This is a genomic window from Bacteroidia bacterium (genome assembly GCA_041391665.1).
Taxonomy (GTDB): Bacteria; Bacteroidota; Bacteroidia; order J057; family J057; genus JAGQVA01.
In genome coordinates this window covers 1244076-1261548 of the sequence record JAWKNO010000001.1, presented here as the reverse complement: position 1 = coordinate 1261548, position 17473 = coordinate 1244076, and the positions used below count along the sequence as shown (strand labels likewise).

At 44.6% G+C, this 17473-nt stretch carries 10 protein-coding genes and 1 pseudogene; 4 read left to right on the top strand and 7 right to left on the bottom strand.

The features are described from left to right. Positions 1-29 precede the first annotated feature (29 nt). Together R3D00_05255 and R3D00_05250 are read right to left on the bottom strand one after the other, a co-directional pair. Positions 30-4721, bottom strand: a complete 4692-nt coding sequence (locus R3D00_05255) for a T9SS type A sorting domain-containing protein (GenBank protein ID MEZ4772571.1) — start codon at positions 4719-4721, stop codon at positions 30-32. A 180-nt stretch (positions 4722-4901) separates the two neighbouring features. Further along, positions 4902-7997 carry a tetratricopeptide repeat protein gene (locus R3D00_05250; protein MEZ4772570.1) on the bottom strand — a complete coding sequence of 1032 codons (3096 nt, stop codon included), beginning with the start codon at positions 7995-7997 and terminating at the stop codon, positions 4902-4904. Positions 7998-8432: 435 nt separating this feature from the next. Between R3D00_05250 and R3D00_05245 the strand changes: the two genes are divergently transcribed. The 4 genes from R3D00_05245 (at position 8433) to R3D00_05230 (ending at position 12302) form a co-directional block, all read left to right on the top strand. Beyond that, on the top strand, positions 8433-9185 hold the full coding sequence (locus tag R3D00_05245; protein ID MEZ4772569.1) for a hypothetical protein: 753 nt from the start codon (positions 8433-8435) through the stop codon (positions 9183-9185). A gap of 433 nt (positions 9186-9618) precedes the next feature. After that, entirely contained in the window at positions 9619-9867 is a 249-nt protein-coding gene (locus tag R3D00_05240; protein ID MEZ4772568.1) for a hypothetical protein, read from the top strand. A 117-nt stretch (positions 9868-9984) separates the two neighbouring features. Further along, the gene (locus R3D00_05235; GenBank protein ID MEZ4772567.1) at positions 9985-10641 is read left to right on the top strand and encodes a hypothetical protein; all 657 of its coding nucleotides are present in this window, start codon (positions 9985-9987) and stop codon (positions 10639-10641) included. 221 nt (positions 10642-10862) lie between these two features. After that, on the top strand, positions 10863-12302 hold the full coding sequence (locus R3D00_05230) for an ATP-binding protein (protein MEZ4772566.1): 1440 nt from the start codon (positions 10863-10865) through the stop codon (positions 12300-12302). Positions 12303-12306: 4 nt separating this feature from the next. Here the strand turns inward: R3D00_05230 and R3D00_05225 are convergent, their stop codons facing one another. The 5 genes and pseudogenes from R3D00_05225 to R3D00_05205 all read right to left on the bottom strand — a co-directional run bounded on the left by R3D00_05225 (position 12307) and on the right by R3D00_05205 (position 17394). Further along, on the bottom strand, positions 12307-12657 hold the full coding sequence (locus tag R3D00_05225; GenBank protein ID MEZ4772565.1) for a DUF2200 domain-containing protein: 351 nt from the start codon (positions 12655-12657) through the stop codon (positions 12307-12309). Beyond that, the gene (locus tag R3D00_05220) at positions 12650-13216 is read right to left on the bottom strand and encodes a dihydrofolate reductase family protein (GenBank protein ID MEZ4772564.1); all 567 of its coding nucleotides are present in this window, start codon (positions 13214-13216) and stop codon (positions 12650-12652) included. The genes R3D00_05225 and R3D00_05220 overlap by 8 nt, the downstream gene beginning before the upstream one ends. A 15-nt stretch (positions 13217-13231) precedes the next feature. Next, positions 13232-13960 (bottom strand): SprT family zinc-dependent metalloprotease, encoded by a 729-nt coding sequence (locus R3D00_05215; GenBank protein ID MEZ4772563.1) that lies wholly within the window; start codon positions 13958-13960, stop codon positions 13232-13234. 3 nt (positions 13961-13963) lie between these two features. Continuing rightward, a complete protein-coding gene (locus R3D00_05210) occupies positions 13964-17110 on the bottom strand; it encodes an HsdR family type I site-specific deoxyribonuclease (protein MEZ4772562.1) in 3147 nt (1048 codons plus the stop codon). 41 nt (positions 17111-17151) lie between these two features. Next, positions 17152-17394: pseudogene (locus tag R3D00_05205) on the bottom strand (four helix bundle protein). Between the last annotated feature and the right edge of the window lie 79 nt (positions 17395-17473).

Genomic DNA, 17473 nt, shown 5'->3' with positions numbered 1-17473 from the left:
GGCCCAGCCTATGTATCAATCAGAAAAAATCAGTCTTTCTGCACTTGTAGTTTGTGGGTAGCGCTTCTGCCGTCCTCTACTACCCGAATCAGGTATATCTCCGATGGCCAGGCATTGACATCAATGACCAGACTTTGGTTGCCCCCGTCCAATTCCTGTTCGAAAACCAATCGTCCACTAAGGTCGAAAACCCGGATAGATGCCTGCCTGAAATCGTCCGAAATTTGGACATTGAAATGGGTTTTGGCCGGGTTGGGAAAGACTTTGATTTGATGTTCCAAACCACCAAACTCCACCGAACGTATGTCCGAATACTCAAATTTGCCATCAAAATCCACCTGCCGGAGGCGATAGTAGTTTTCGCCGTAGGTGGGATTTCCGTGGATAAACTGGTAATCATGCGCTTCCATGGAAGTGCCCTGCCCCTCCACAAAACCGAGGTAGTCCCAGTTGCTAACGTCGGTGCTGTGTTCCACTGCGAAGCCTTCGTTGTTGAGTTCCGAGGCAGTCTGCCATTCCAGCAAAACGCCCCCCTCCGTTTTTGAGGTGCTGAAATGGACCAGTTCAACCGGAAAGTTCGCATTGAAACTGGCCAGGGTCCAGGTAGAAAAGGCATTTACCAGGATCGTCTCTACCCAGTTGGCAGATGCGTCAGTGGCGCTGACGAAGTAGGTGTCCCATATGCTGCCATTGTACCGGAAGGGCGTCAGTTCGCTTTCCGGAATGTTATTCAGCTCGTGGTCGAGGTAATGGAAGCGCACCGTGGCATTCAGCCCTGTGTTGTTAGCAGGGGAAATGTCGTAGTAACGAAAAATGCCCATGTCACCGTTGACATTCTGCACGGTGTGCCCCCGCTGGATGGTGGTCAGACCTGGGTTGGCGGCGGAGGTGATGGCCACCCCGATGTTGCCGGGGTTTTCCGAAGTGGGAGCATTCAGGTCAACCGTCTTTTTCACTACCCCTGCTCCGGTGCTGCTGTAAATATAACTCGCAGCGCTTTCCCCCAAGATGGTTCCGCTACCTGTAAGTTCAATTGTTTTATTGTTCAAATCCAGGTTACCGGACACCAGGTTCAGCTCATTGGAAACGGTCAAATTACCGGTGATTTTAACACTGCCCCCCGATGTTTTATTGATTTCCAGGTTGTAGAAATCGATAGCCGAATTGCCGATAATCCTGTTACCCGCCCCGGTCATTATCACGGTAGAAGTGCCCGGGATGAAAGTGGCTCCCGGGGTTACGGTAAAGTTATTGTTTAGGGTGTATAGCCCGTTGCCTTGTGCAGTAGCCCCTGTTTTGACCCATAAGAGACCAACAGCACAAGTGAGGCTGCCGTTGTTGGTTAAATCACTACCACTTTCCAACAAGAGATTAGGACAGGTCAGGAAATGACCATTAGTAATTTCCAAGTCGCCAGCAGAAACGGTTAGAGCATTGGTGACCATTACGTCTTCAAAAATAACTTTTTGGTCGGAGGGCTTGTCCACCACCAGGTTGTAAAAACTTACCGGGTCGGGAGAGATGCTCTGGGTGCCAGTCCCAACGAAAGTTACCGAAGAAGTCCCGGGTGTGAACGTCCCGCCATCTAACAAAAAGTCTCCCTGTAAAAAATATCCGCCGTTCCCTTGTGCCGAAGCGCCTGATTGAATCCAAAAGGAGCCGCCACCTTGCACAAGAATGTACCCGGCGTTGGTTACATCGGTTCCGTTGGGCAGGTGTAGAGACGGGCAGTTGAGCGTTCCATTCACCGCGAGGTCACCGGAATTAATCGTCAGTTCATGGGTGACAGAGACCGTTGAATTGATTGAGACCGTCTTATCGGAGGGTTTATCGACAACCAGGTTATAAAAGTTTGTCTGAGCGCCACCGCTTACCATGATCATGGCGTCAGTAGCCCCCGTCATGGTAACGGTGGAGTTGCCCGCATTAAACGTACCCCCATCAACCTTGAAATCTCCACTCAGGTAGTATTGTCCGTTGCCCTGTACCGTTGCGCCCAGATTTATATCAAGGTCTCCGTCGGTCACAGAAAGGGTGCCGTTGTTGAACAGATTCCCTTGTTCAACCAGGACAGATCTCGCTTGTGCCGAATTATTAATCTGTGGATAGGTATTTGCCGGACCAATGACCACCCCGTCAGCAGCGGTAGGGATACCAGCAGGATACCAATTTCCAGCATTCTCCCAGGTACTACCATTACAGCCTCTCCAAATACTTTTGCCAGAAAAGCTAGCGGAAAGAGAAACTGGTGCATTGCCATTTGCAGTAAAGGTGCCCGCATTGTACAGGATGGTGCCGCTGTTGATGTTGATATCGCTGGCATCAGCAGACTCCTGCAGGATTAATCCGGTATTTGTGAATCCGTCGGCCTGGTCTAAAACGCCTCCGTCAAAAATGTGGATGACTGCGCCACAGTTGCCATTATAGAAAGTACATGTATTACCCACATTACCGTTAAAGATGGCATAGCTACCAATACTACCGTTTTCACCCATTTTAAATAAACCTTCATTGACAATAGTTGCAGCTCCTACGTTGGCTAAACCAAAGGAGTTCGTGTTGTCAATGGTGATGATTCCACCAGCCAGGTTGTTGAAATTAGCCAGATTTTGAATCCCTTGCCCTCCTAAAGCAGCAATAGAACCTATACTAATCGTTCCGCTATTTTCAAATGTGCCTCCTAAATGACCGAGACCTACTGTACCTGTCTGGTCAATAAAAATTTCACCCGAAGCGCCGTTTGTAAAATCGGTGTAGGATAACAAGCCATGTGAGACAGTATTCCTGATATGGATTGTTCCGGTATTGGTGCAAACACTACCTGAGTTAGAATGAAACCCAACGGTTCCTATCTGACCACTCACTGAACCAATATTGATAGTACCTCCATCATTGTTAAAAGAACCGGCGCTACTGTGAATTCCTATAGTTCCTGTTTGGGATATAGCGAGCGTAGCGTTTGAGTCGTTGGTAAACGTTCCATCATTATAGATACCCTTATTGGTGGTATTCACGATTGTCAAGGTTCCGGAATTGGTAAACGTGCTGCCTGACTGGTTCTCAATTCCGTCATCGCCAATAGCGGCGCCCTGACCAATTTCCGTTGTGCCATTATTGGTGAAGGCGCCTCCGGTACAAAGAATCCCGTCCTGACCGGTTTCCCGAACCTCGATATAACCACCAATATTGTTCGAGAAAGTTCCTGCGTTTTGAATACCTGCAAGGTTGGCTTTTCTGATATCCAGCGAACCAAAGTTAGAAAAAGTACCGCCGGCTTCGTTTTGGATGCCATTTTCACCAATCGGACCACTTACTGTACCGATATTGATGGTACCTCCCAATTGGTTGGTGAAAGTGGAATTGGAGTTGTTGAAGATCCCGTTTCCATCCATTCCCACAATATTGATGACGCCGCCAAACTTATTGATGAAGGTAGCATTCGTATTATTTAAGATGCCGGTATAGGTGATGAATCCTACCGTGGTAATGTTGATTTCACCATTGTCATTGGTAATCATTCCATTATTGGAAATGCCGTTAGATATACGGGGGGAAATATTCAACGTAGCATTTGGCTCAATGGTCAGTTCTCCTCCGCCTAACACCCGTACGACCTTTGCAGTGGCAGGAGAACCAGACCAAATGTGAGGATCATTATTAGCAGCACTAATATTAACGAAATCCAAACTGTTGGGTACCCTGGATGGTGACCAGTTGCCGCTGTTGTGCCAGTTGTTATCAATGGCTCCCGTCCATTCAATAATCGTACTTGAAAAGATATATTCCACCCGCCCGTTCTGCAAAACACTTCCTCCGGTAGCACCTGCTGTCTTGGTACTGCTCAAGGCATAGGTTGAATTAACATAGCTTCCACCGCCGCCGCCGCAGTTAATTGCTCCTCCACCACCACCGCCGGAATAACCGCCACCGCCACCGCCGCCCTTGTTATTGGTGTTTTCTCCACAACCGCCGCCACCAAAACCCCAGCCACCATCCGTACCGTAAGTATTACCAGCTCCACCATCCGGAAAACCGGCTCCACCGCCTTTGCTGATGTTACCTCCATCCGAAAAGGCGCCTCCGCCACCACCGGAACTACCACCGTTACCGCCATTTCCATTAGTCCCTCCGGTACCTGCGTTGTTACCATCCCCATCTCCCCCGTTCTCAGTATTTCGACCTCCCTTCCCATCGTGACCATCTATACAGCTACCAAAAATATTTCCCTGGTGAGCACCGCCACCACCACCGGCAACTGCCAGAATGGTCCAGTTGGAGGAACTATTAGGGCGATATAAAACTGCCGTACCGCCACCGCCGCCACTACCTATGTTCGCAGTGCCGCCAACATTGCCACTTACCCCATATTTCCCGACAATAAAGCGGATGGTTCCTCCGGGATTGAGCTCATTGGGACCATTACCTATCAAAAATTCGGCTTCGGTGGTGCTGCCTTCCCCGCCATTGCTAATGCAAGGGTTTCCACCTGAAGTTCCAGCCTCGGCATTGCCACCATCTCCTCCTCTGAGGGTGAAACTGAGGGTATTGAAAGTGATGTTTGATTGAATGGTATAGTCTTGTGCAGACCCTTCATATTGATTGGAGCCGTTCGCATTAATAATATGCGAACCGCCATTAGCAATCAGCGCTTGAGCCGTAAGATTGAAGCGATGGACAAAGACCAAAGCGAGTACAAGAAGCAATGAATACAGATTTTTCATGATGCTAAATTTTCTGATTGAATTGTTGCTTGAAACTGTTGGCACAAAGGTGGGACAGACCACGCCAAGGCATTGGCAGGTATGTTTCAAAGATTAGCAAGCATGTTTCCAAAGGGTGGAAACATTACTAAAAGTGTTTCGCCGGGCGGCGAAACAAAACCATAAAATACTGTTATTCAATTATTTACGGAACAAGGATGGTCTTTCGCCAAATTCTTCGAAAAAGGAAACAGAAAAATAATTCAAAGAGGTGAAGCCAACCTCGTAGGCCACTTCGGAGATGGTGAGGTCGGTGGTGGCGAGCAGCTTTTTGCCACGCTGGAGGCGGAAGGAGCGGATGAGGGCGGTCGCTGATTTGCCAGTGAGGGCTTTCAGTTTTTTGAAAACCTGCGAGCGGCTCATACCCAGTTTTTGGCAAATTTGGTTCATGTCCAATTCGGCGTTGGAGAGATCCTCTTCCACGAGGCCATAGAATTTTTGGAGGAAGGGATGTTCGGGAGAAGAGGTCATCCCGGCCTCCCCGGTGGTATCCGGCAACTGGGCATACCGGGCCTGTAATTTTTTGCGAAGCTCCAGCAGTTTTTCCAACCGCACCAGCAGTTCCCTTTTATCAAACGGTTTCGCCAGATAGGCATCCGCCCCTTTTTCGAGTCCGCTGATTTTGGAGTCGAGGTCAGCTTTGGCGGTAAGCAGTACAATGGGGATGTGGTCGGTACGTTCGTCGTTTTTCAGGGTTTCGGTGAGTTCGTAGCCGTCCTTTTCGGGCATCATCACATCACTTACGATGAGGTCGGGTACCAGCTCAATGGCCATGTCTATCCCCACTTGCCCGTTTTCGGCCACGGTCAATTGATAATCCTCTTCAAGGCAGGAGATGAGGTATTGGCGCACATCGGGGTTGTCCTCGACAATCAAAAGACTAGGTTTGCCAGCAGTGCCGAACTCACTTTCTTCTGGGGTCGGATTGACCAGGGCCGGTTCAAGGATGGCTTTTTCTATCACCAGCCCAGATTCCTCCCAATTTTCAGCCTTCACGGCAGCTTCATTGAAGATAGGCAAGGTCATGGTGAAAGTCGTGCCTTCACCAACCACACTTTTGACAGAGATACTTCCCTCCAGCAATTTCACCAGTTCCTGTGTCAATGCGAGGCCTATTCCCGTTCCTTCTCCCTTGCGGGTCATCGAATCGTCCACCTGGTAAAAACGGCCGAAAATATTTGGCAGGTCTTCTGCGGGGATACCGATGCCTGTGTCCTGGACCCGTAGGAGTAAGGCAGGATTGCCGTTCACGGATTTTTCATCTACCCGAAGATAAATACTGCCACCCTCGGGGGTGAACTTGATGGCATTGGACAAAAGGTTGGAGACGATACGCAGCAATTTATCAGGGTCGAAATCCATGTTGATTTTCTCCACATCGTTCAGGAAGTGCAGTTGCAGCCCTTTACTTACAGCAAAAGATTGGTGGGATTCGGCCAAGTAACGCAGGTATTTCACCAGATCACCGTTGACCATGTCCACTTTCAACTCATTGGCTTCCAGCTTCCGCAGGTCGAGTATCTGGTTCACCAGGTTCAACAGTCCCTGGGTGTTCTGCTTCACCATTTTCGTCCCCCGTTCCAGCCACAAATCTGGTTTCTCGCTAATTTGGTCAATCATCCCGGAAATGATGGTGAGCGGTGTGCGGAACTCGTGTGAGATATTGGTGAAAAAGCGGGACTTGGTGAGGTCGAGTTCTTCCAGTCTTTCCTTTTGCCGTAGAATCTCTTCGTTCAGTTTACTGAGCTCTGCGTTAGCTTTTTGCTTGGAGCGGTAGTAGCGGTAAATGACCCCGATGAACAATAGGGCCACGCCCAAAGCGATCAAGTACAACCGGCGAACGGAGCGTTGCCGCTCCAGTTCTTTTTCCTGCTCAAAGGCCAATTCTTGCTTTTCTTTTTCGAATTCATAACTTGCTTCCAAACGTCCCACTTGCCGCACATTTTTTTCATTGAAAAGGCTGTCCTGCAGGTTGCGGTAGGTTTCGTGGTAATAAAGCGCCTTTCCCGTATTGTTCCTGCTTTTATAAATCAAATAGAGCAATTCTGCCGCTTCCATCTCCTGTTCCTTGTTGCCGGAAACGGTTGCCAGTTCGGAGGCTTCGTTCAATTCTGCAATGGCAGTTTCGGTATCCCCTTGTTGGAAATGGATATTTGCCAATCCTATCAAACTCTTCGCCTTATCGAGGGAGCTATTGGTTTCCCGCGCACTAAGGAGGGCATTTTGAAAATATAACTCCGCCGAATCCTGGCGTTCCAACTTTCCATAACAAAATCCAAGGTCATAAAAATGTTGAGGGCTTACTGCCTGGCCAATGGTTTTTTTCAATGTGTAAGATTCCTGCAAAAATTGGAGGGCCATCGGGTAATCCTCCTTCAACCTGTACAAATAGCCCTTTCGATAAAGCAAATCCGATTGTTGGGTACCTTCTCCCATTTCCTCCCACAGGATATAGGATTTTTCAATATAAACAAGTGCCTGGGGAAAATCTTCCAGTGACAAGTAAATGTCGCTTATTCGATTGCAACAATCGGCTACGCCAATTTTGTTTTCATCTGCTTCCATCAATTTCAATGCGATTTGGCTATATTCGAGCGCCTTGGGGTAATTACCCATGACTGTGCATGCATAACCCATCATGTTATAGAGGGCTGCCTCTTCACTTTTATTACCCAATTCCCGCATTATCATCACTCCCTGTTCATAATAACCAATTGCTTTACTGAGGTCGTTTGACCTGCCGGCATTGTTCCCCAGGTTCCGTAATATATCCGCCTGCGGCTTTTTTTCTGCTCTACCCTGATAAATGGCCAAGGTTTGCAAGTAATAATCCTCTGCTTTCTTAAACTCAGAGAGGTTGGAATAGACAATACCCAGACTCGTCATCACCCTTGCTTGTTCTTTTTTATCTCCAATGGCCGTTGCAATTTCAAGCGCCTCATTCAGGTACGGAATACCCAACCGCTTATTTGGGACACTGTAACTCAACGCATTCAAGGCCCAGATTAACCTGCTTTTATCATTCGCTTCAGAGGCTATTTCTTTTGCTTCCGTAAATTCTAAAAATGCACTGTCAAGTTGGTTGTACTCAAGGTGGATTTGGGCCTTCGTGAACCACGATTCAAAAAGCCCGGCTTTATAATTTATTTTTTCTGCGACAGCGACGGATGATTGCAAAAGTCGAAGTGCACTGTCTTTATCTGATTTGTACAAGGCGAGGGCCAATTCATTTTTCAAACGAATTCGGGAAGTGTCCGATTTTGCTTGAGTGATGGCTGTTTGCAATGAATCGGTGATGGTGTTTTGTGCTGGAAGTAAGCTGGAAATAAAACAGCCTAAAATGACCAAGGCCAAAGGACGATTAAGGTATTTATAAAATATTATGAAGGACGGATTCATTTATCAATTTGCTTTGGACTGACAAATATAAAGAGTAAACGATTAAGTGATTAAAATAACGCTCTTAAGTAGAATTCGGGGGATGGTTAAAAATAGGCAAAAGTGCCCCCACCCCAATTTTTAGGACAGCAAACCGCTGTTCCGTGGCGCTTTCGTTGCTTCAGGTTACGCATTTGCTTATCTTAATGGCGGTGGACAATGGATAATCACACCTTTCAAGAAATAATTAGCATAGGCAATGAGAACGAAATAGACATCAAAAAATCTGAACCCATGGACCGAAGAGAATTTACAAAAGGAGTTTTAGCAACAGTAGCAAGTTTTGCTTTAATGGACGCGCTATTTGCATGTAATGCCTTTGGAAGAAATATTAAACCTATAACTGACCATTGGGCTATTAAACTGAATGAATTCTGTTCGGATTTAAAGACAGACTCAATATCCACCATTCAATGGCAACAGAAGATTGAAGAACTTTACTCGAAGGTTGAACTTGAAGAAATATTAAAATTCATTGACTTTGAAAACCTGATTAAGGGATTTGAATATCCTGATTTGGGTGTTTCAACGAAACCTATAAAGTTCCCCAAACTTGACGGACTTCCTGAAAAGACTGCGTTTGTCAAGAAAATTTTTGGAATGAAGAAAGATAGAGCCATTATACCACACGGGCACAGCAATATGGCGTCTGCTCATTTGATCCTTCAAGGTGAAATGCACTTAAGACATTATGAGAAAATTCACCAAGACGGCCAAAACTTGATTATCAAACCCTCAATTGACCGAATCGCAATAGTTGGAGAAAGCTCTTCCATTTCTGATGAAAAAGATAATGTCCATTGGTTTATTGCCAATACTGAAACTGCTTTCATGTTTGATGTTATCATGCTAGACCTAAACGATAAAAGTTACGACATACACAATCTTGATATTTACGAATCAGAAGACTTGAAAGACGGAACGCTTAAAGTTCCCATTCTAGATGTTCAAACTGCTTTGAAAAAATATGGAAAACAACACCATTAAAACAAAAACGCGCTACAACAACGACTATAGGGCTTACCCTTCGGGATACGCACCATGGCCCAACCGTTGGGCTTAATTCCCCATATCAGAGAACTGATTAATTTCTCAAGCTAACGACAAAGAGAGGGAAAATCAGGGTGAAAAGTGTGTCAACCACCATACACTTCAACTGTCCAACCATCAATCAAACAATTTGATGTTAGTCAAAATTCAAATATGGAAGGAAGATTACAATCAAAATTAGCAGTTTCATTAGTAGCGATACTAACTCAGCTTGTCTTAGGATGTACTTCCCGGGAGAATTTGTCCAATAATGGAAAATACGTCATACAGGCCTTTGACAGCATTGAAGTGTATTCACGGCACCGGTTAACTTTCAATATAGATTCGTTAAAAACTCAGGTATTAAACCAAATCTCAGATTCTACCTCGCATGAAGCGGCTCTATAATCAGCAACCCAAAGGCTGGATCATAGACTTAAGAAATAATACGGGTGGTTGGTTTAGTACAGGACTTAGAGGTTTTATAATGCCTGACAGCACCCAAATCTGCGTTACCAATTGCATCATGACCGACCGAAATAAAAAAGGTGATGGTGGAAGAATACCTCCTGACATAATAGAATACGACCCGATACAAATGTTTGAGCAAGCGTATAAATGGATAGAGAGTAAAGAATAACTAACCCCAACACTGCATCCCTCCCATTAACTTAAACCCCCACTCCACCGATTTAGGTGGGTAGTGAGCATAGGGTCGAAATACTCTGGCGCCTAACGTTAGGAGCAAAATATTACCATGGAAAGGCAAACGAAATTTTCTGAAGTTTGTAGAAATAATCCTTCAATGAATCGAATAACATTATTTCTATTTTCCTTGATGTTGTTTGCCTGCCAGGAAAAAGACCCGTGCTATTGTGGTCCAACGGAAGTACCTCATTATAATTTACCCGATGAGATGTCTGATTATTTTCCATTCCCCGGAAAAAAAATAAAATACACTTTTAAAGACTCGATAACAGGCAATTCCGAATCTATAACTTTGAAATTTTCGGAAATAGTTGGCTCCATTAATGAATGCGGATGGGACTGCATTAGTACACTTAAATTCAAATGTGATTGCAAATCAATTTCATTTGAATCAGATTCAATTATTCGTAGAACTCTCATAAGAATTGATCCCTGGGAGGATAAAACAAGAATCACTTTTCATGGATCTTACGGAGGATCTACTGACTATTATTCAAAAAATGAGCAGATTGGTGATGCAAGAGTGCTTTTCAAAGATAGTGTAAAAGTATCTGGTAAACAATATCGCAATGTGATGTTGATTTCTGAGGGGATATCATGGACATGGCCAACAGAGTTCTGGTTTTCCCAGGGTACAGGGCTGCTAAAGATTAAACATCAGGGCCTTTTTAACCTTGAATTAACTGAATTTGAAGTGTTAGAATAACTTCTTTATCTGCCCTTTCCCTCTTCTGCACCATTCAGGTAGCTTTGGCAGTTAGTGACAATAGCAAGTTTCGATACTATGCCCTGGTAAAAATTGCCACAACTCAGAATTTGTGAAGAATTTGGCCGCTATTCCGCTTTATCTACCTATTTTGAGCAGATAAAGCGGATTAGTGTGGGTTTTTGTGTTATATTGGCATCTGAAATACAAACACAAATCATATGGAGCAGGTTCTGATCGGTCGGAAAGAAGAGGTAAATAAATTGATGACTGCCCTGCAATCGGAAAAACCGGAACTGGTTGCGGTAATCGGGCGGCGAAGAGTCGGAAAGACCTTTCTCATCAAACAAACCTATGGCTATCATTTAGATTTTGAACTGACGGGTTTGCAGCATGCCTCCAAGCAGGATCAACTTCAGAATTTCCGCTTTGCACTGGAAAAACATTTTCCTGATTTCAAAATTGACAAAAAACCTTCCTCATGGTTAATCGCTTTCCATATGCTTTCGCAGGCACTGGAAGAGAAATACAAGCAGGAAAAAATGGTTGTATTTTTTGATGAATTACCCTGGCTGGGCACAAAAAGATCTGAATTTCTCACCGGATTGGGATGGTTTTGGAATACCTGGGCAACAAATAAAAATGTCGTGGTCGTAATATGTGGTTCGTCTGCATCCTGGATGATTGATAAAATTATTAATGACAGAGGAGGGCTTCACAACAGAGTTACCCGACTTATTTTTTTGAACCCATTTTCATTGGGAGAAACAGAAGCCCTTTTGAAATCAAGAAAAATTTTGCTCAGCAGGTATCAGATCACTCAGTTGTATCTTGCAATGGGGGGGATTCCGATGTATCTCGACCAGGTCAGACCCGGACTGTCGGCAGTACAAAATATTCAGGAAATCTGCTTTCAAAATAATGGGTATCTGCGAAATGAATTTGACCGGTTGTTTGCCTCACTTTTTGATAATCCGGAAAACCATATTGAAGTTATAAGGGCTTTGGCTACCCGCAGGATAGGTATGACGCGTCAGGAGATCATTGACAAGACCAGATTTGAAAATGGGGGTATGCTGACAAATATTTTGAAAGAACTTCAACAGTCCGGTTTTATCGAAATATATAATGGTTTTGGTAAAAAAAGTAAGCTTAGTCTTTACCGGCTGACAGATCCCTATTCTTTATTTTACCTTACATTCATAGAACCCCTTGGACTCAACGCGCATACAGATTTTACCAAACTCAGCGATCTGCCCAATTATAAATCCTGGAGTGGATATGCATTTGAAAATATTTGCTTAAACCATATTGATCAGATACGAAAGGCACTCGGAATATCCGGTATTTTTACTACGATTTCCTCCTTTGTGGCAAAACCTACCGACGGTTTGCCCGGCGCACAGATAGACCTGATTATTGATCGAAACGACCAATCCATCAATATCTGCGAAATAAAATACAGCACCGGAATCTATGAGGTTACGGCAAAAGATGTCGAAAACCTCGAAACCAAAAAACGCGTTTTCCAATACCATACCCATACCAACAAACACCTTTTCACTACCCTTATCACCACCCACGGCGTCGCAGAAAACACCCATCGCCTCAATCACATTGATCAGGTCGTAGTGTTGGAGGATTTGTTTGAGTTGAGGTAATTTGTTACCCTCTCAAAATCTTTTCCATCGCCCGGCCTTTTGCCAGTTCGTCGATGAGTTTATCCATATAGCGGATTTTTTGCATGAGTTTATCTTCGATTTCTTCCACTCTGTGTCCGCATATCACGCCGGTAATTTTTGATGCATGGGGATTGATCTCCGGCGCCTGGTCAAAGAAGGTTTCGAAATCGGTGCGGCGTTCTATTTGCTGTTGCAGGGTGTTTTGATCATATCCGGTCAGCCAACAGATAACGGTATCTACCTCTTCTTTTGTGCGGCCTTTTTTCTCCGCTTTCTTGATATAGTGCGGATAAACACTGGCAAATGCCATCTTAAATACGCGTTGGTTATTCATTGTCTTGAGTAGTTGAAAGGTTTCTTTTCCGCCGGTAACAGTCTTGTACAATTTGGTTTAAAAATACCTGAGACTCAACATGTTCAAATTCCAGCGGGTGGGGTAAATCTCCGAATAGCGGGATTCCTCCGCCGAGCAGTATGGGGATAGTCGTCATGCGCAATTCGTCAATCAAATCTTCTCTCAGAAAATCCTGAACGGTTTTGCCGCCATCAATATAAAGCTTATAGTACCCTTTTTCGTGGATTTTTCTCAGAATTTCGCGGGGATTTCCTTTAAGCAGAAAAACTTTCCCGCTCAGGTTTTCGGGAACGGCGCTGAGGGAATAGCTTAATACAAATACAGGTTTGACATAAGGCCATTCTATACCGAAGTTGCATACCACCTCAAATGTGGTTTTGCCCATGACGATGGCATCAATTTCCTGCATAAGTTTTTCATAACCCATTTCGACATTGTCAGGATTGGGCACAGCGTCAAGCCAGTCCAGCTCGCCATTCTTGCCGGCGATAAATCCGTCTAAACTTCTTCCGATAAAAACGATATTTTTTTTCTCCATATGGGGGGGGTGATGTCAATATGTCCATTCCCCGTGGCTTACAGGGAAACGATTTAATTCTTCTTTATAAAATCTCCATTGAGGCATGTGTTTCTCCATTAAAGACAAAAAACGGTCGTTATGGTGTCTTTCAAATAAGTGCATAAGTTCGTGTACAATAATGTATTCCAGACAATGAATGGGTTTTTTTGCCAGTTCGAGGTTGATCCAGATTCTTTTTTGCTCAATATTGCAGGTCCCCCATTTGGTTTTCATTTGTTTTACGTGCCATGCGTTAATGTTAACGCCAATTTTTTCCTGCCATTTGTCAATGAGCGGAGGAACGAGCTTCTTCAATTCTGAGCGATACCACTCGGTCAGGATGGCTTGTTTTTGTTCTGCTGTGGTATCAGGCCTTACAAATAAGTCAATATAGGTTTTGGTTTTTACTTCAACTTTTGCCGGGGCGTCGTGTTCCGTAATTCTTAACAGATAACGTCTGCCTAAAAAATAGTGGCTCTCCCTCTCTTTGTATTGTCTTGGCGTCTGTCTGGCCTGAGCGGTGAAATTTCTCTGGTTTTTTCTTATCCATGCGATTTTTGAAATGGCGAATAGCTTTACCGCTTCGTCATTTACACGCAGGGGCGCCGCAACGCGAACCCTGCCCGTTGGCGGATATACCGCGAGGTGCATATTTCTGATGTCTTTACGCACAACATCAATACTCAGATTGGAAGTGATCTGTAAAACCTTTACTTCTTCCATGGTTTACTTGTACTCTTTTTGCTGTTTGATAACTTCAAAAATAGGATCCAGTTTTTCCAGTTTGTCATACTTTTCCAAAACAGGTTTTACTACTTTGTTTTTCAAGTGTTTTTCTTTTGAAAGCGTGCCTTGCCAATCGTCGTGTTTGCCGTATTTTACTTCACGATCCATCACAAGTGTGCATGCCTCATCCCGGTCTAAGTTGTCATACAAAGCCCTTTTCCCGTGTGTATTGATTTTTGATGGGTACTCACTACTAGTTTCCGGCTTTTTGATTTTTACTGCCAGCTCAGTGATTTTTTTCAGGTATTCTTCATAGGCCTCTGCTTCTTCATTTCTCAGCTTAATCAATTCCTCCAGCAAAACACTCATTTTCTCATAGTAAATCGGATTGGCCGGACTTTCTTCAATGATTACTTTTCGAAGGTTATTCTCTATGGTTTCTGCCATCGCTGCTTTGTTATGCCTTATCCCTTCCGGCAGTTTTTCCAGTGCCGACTGCCCATCTTTCACCAGTAACTCCACCAGGCTGAAATCATCAAAGGCAGAAACCTTTTTGCTTTCCTCTGCGGCAATGTAGCTGTCGATCAAATGCCGCATGGCCGGCTCGTATTGCTTGAGATCCACCCAGTCGCCGCTGGCCAGTTGAACTTCCTTTCTGACATTTTCATAATGCCTGATTTCTTCTTTTATTTTTTCAATTTGTGCGGGTGTATAGCCGGCTTCTTCCATTTCATCGGCGATGTTGGCATAGGCCCGGATTAAAGCAATAACCGCTTTATACAACGCCACCCGCTTTGGCTCCGTGTCTTTAAGATCCTCTTTGACTTGCGGATTTCCACAAAAGAATGTAATGTATTGCTGGGTTCCTTTTGGCGGAGCCACTGCTTCACATAAGGCTCTGATGGTTTCCAGGGCATCGCCCATGCGCTCTTTTCCTTTGTCCAGCCGGTCGGATAACAAGCCTTCCACATCTTCCCTGTCGTAATCCTCAAATGCTTTAGAAGTAAAATCCGTATAGGCACTTTCCAGACTACCAAACAAATCCTTATAGTCTATGATATAACCATAATTTTTGTCGTCACCATCCAGGCGGTTTACGCGGCATATAGCCTGAAACAAGCCGTGATCCCGCATACTCTTGTCGATGTACAGGTACGTAGCACTGGGCGCATCAAAGCCTGTGAGCAACTTATCCACCACAATGAGCAACTTCATTTGTGCAGGCTCGTCTGTGAAACGTTTTTTTGCTTCATCTTCAAAGTCTTCGGGGGTTTTCCCGTTGAGCATCTTTTGATAGATGTCGTATTGCATTAGTTTCTCGGTGTATCCTTCGCCTTCTCCTTTGATGTCGCTGTATGAGGGGGCAAATGAGGTAACAATGGCACAACGGGTAAATCCTGCGTCCTGAAACAACTGGTAAAAACGACAGGCATTGTAAATGCTGTCCGATACCAATATGGCGTTGCCCCTGCCGTTTTGCAGGCGGTCACGGGTTTCCATATCTATCAGAATATCGGCAACAATTTTCTGCAAACGACCTACCGAACTAAACACTTTTTTCATCGTGCCCCACTTCTGTTTGAGTTCGGTTTTGGCAAAGTCGGTCAGCCCTTTGGTTTTGCTCTCAAACCATAAATCTATTTTGTCTGCCGAAGTGATTTTCTGCTCAATGTCGCGGGCCTCGTACCGCAAGTCCAGCACTACACCATCCTTCACTGCTTCGTCAAATTTGTAGGTGTGAATGTATCTGCCGAAAATTTCAATGCTCTTCTGCTTATCGGCCTTCATCAGCGGGGTTCCGGTAAAACCAATAAATAAAGCATCTTCTCCCAGAATCTGTCGCATGGATTTGTGCAGGTCTCCGCTTTGGGTGCGGTGGCATTCATCCACCAGCACATAAACATCGCCTTTAGGCTTAAAATCTCTTGGCAGGCTGTTTTTTAATTCTTCAAGGTAGCTGTCGTAGTCTTTCTTTTTGTCGGCACTTTCTTCTTTGTTGCCAAATTTGTGAATGAGTGAGCACAACAGCCAGGGCGTGGTGGCATTCAATTTCTCAATTAAATCGGCTCCGCTTTTGGTGCGAAGAATCTGCTCCTCCACGCCTTTGAAAACTTTCTCAATTTGTTTGTCCAGCTCGTCCCGATCGGTAATGATGAGTACCCTTGCGTTTGGATTGTATTCCCTTATCCATTTGGTGAGCCACACCATGGTCAGGCTTTTGCCGCTGCCCTGGGTGTGCCAGATGATGCCGCCTTCTCGGTTACGGATGTGTTCCCGGGCGGCTTTGATTCCAAAATATTGATTGGGGCGGCAAAACTTCTTTTGCCCACGGTCAAACACTACAAAATCATGCAGGATTTCGAGCAGCCGTTCTTTGCCCAGCATTTCAATAAGGTTCTGATCCAGTAGATTTTCTGCCTGGGCGGCTTGCTCCCGGATAGGTTTGGTCAATTCCAGCAGATAAGTGTCATTCGGGTTATTTGTTTCATTGATTTCCTTCCATTTCAGATAATACTTTTCGGGTGTGTCGATGGCTGCATATCGCAACCCTTCCACATCCTGCCCGGCCATCACCAACTGAATCGTAGTGTAAAAAGGTTTGATGAACAGGTGTTTCTGGTTGTCGTTGTTTTGACGTATGCCTTCTGTAACAGAAACTGTGCTTCGTTTCAACTCCAAAACACCAATGGCAATGCCGTTGATGTACAATACAATATCAGGGCGTTTGGTTCGACTCTGCTCACCACGAGTATTTTGCTGCCCTTTGATGGTAACCTCTTCGGCTATGGCAAAATCATTCTCCAGCGGATTTTTCCAATCTATCAGGTAAACCGTTTCTTTGTTTTGCCCTGCTTCTTCCTTTACATTGATGCCGTATCGTAGTGCTGCATATACATTTTTGTTGGCCTGATACAGGTTGTCATGGGTGTTGATGGTGGCAATTTTTTTGAACTCATACAATACTTTGCCAATCAGGTTTTGGCTATGCCCTTTTTTGGTCAGGTAAGCCGTGAGCAACACTTCGTTGATATTGCTGTTGTCTTCTTCTTTTTCCAGATTACCCAAATAGCCGTATTTCAAAACTTCCTGAAAAAGCTTCACGACTCGGTTTTGAGTGGTACGTTCTATTTGACCTACTTTCATCAATGATTAATTATGAATGGTTAGTTGTTAATGTTGGGTTGCTATAAAAGTTCTAACCAGTAAATGGTTCCGTTAATTTCTTTTTGAGCAATGGCTAATTTGTGAACAAAGTCAGCCTTGCTTTCCGAATGTTCAGCCTCACGTACCCAAGCCCCAACACCTGTGCCGCTTCTGAGTAATTGTTTGCTTAAAATATACTCTTTCTTTTCGGTCTGTAAATATTGAAATAGCTTGACTATTCTGATAGCAAACCCAAAACTTTTAGCTTTTATCACATTCTCCTTCATATCATTCATAATTAACCATTAACCATTAACCATTAACCATTAACCATTAACCATTAACCATTAACCATTAACCATTAAC

Coding starts and splice junctions, on each gene's coding strand:
- R3D00_05235 (MEZ4772567.1), top strand. CDS start 9,985: ATGGAAAGGCAAACGAAATTTTCTGAAGTTTGTAGAAATAATCCTTCA.
- R3D00_05220 (MEZ4772564.1), bottom strand. CDS start 13,216: ATGGAGAAAAAAAATATCGTTTTTATCGGAAGAAGTTTAGACGGATTT.
- R3D00_05245 (MEZ4772569.1), top strand. CDS start 8,433: ATGGACCGAAGAGAATTTACAAAAGGAGTTTTAGCAACAGTAGCAAGT.
- R3D00_05240 (MEZ4772568.1), top strand. CDS start 9,619: ATGAAGCGGCTCTATAATCAGCAACCCAAAGGCTGGATCATAGACTTA.
- R3D00_05255 (MEZ4772571.1), bottom strand. CDS start 4,721: ATGAAAAATCTGTATTCATTGCTTCTTGTACTCGCTTTGGTCTTTGTC.
- R3D00_05215 (MEZ4772563.1), bottom strand. CDS start 13,960: ATGGAAGAAGTAAAGGTTTTACAGATCACTTCCAATCTGAGTATTGAT.
- R3D00_05225 (MEZ4772565.1), bottom strand. CDS start 12,657: ATGAATAACCAACGCGTATTTAAGATGGCATTTGCCAGTGTTTATCCG.
- R3D00_05230 (MEZ4772566.1), top strand. CDS start 10,863: ATGGAGCAGGTTCTGATCGGTCGGAAAGAAGAGGTAAATAAATTGATG.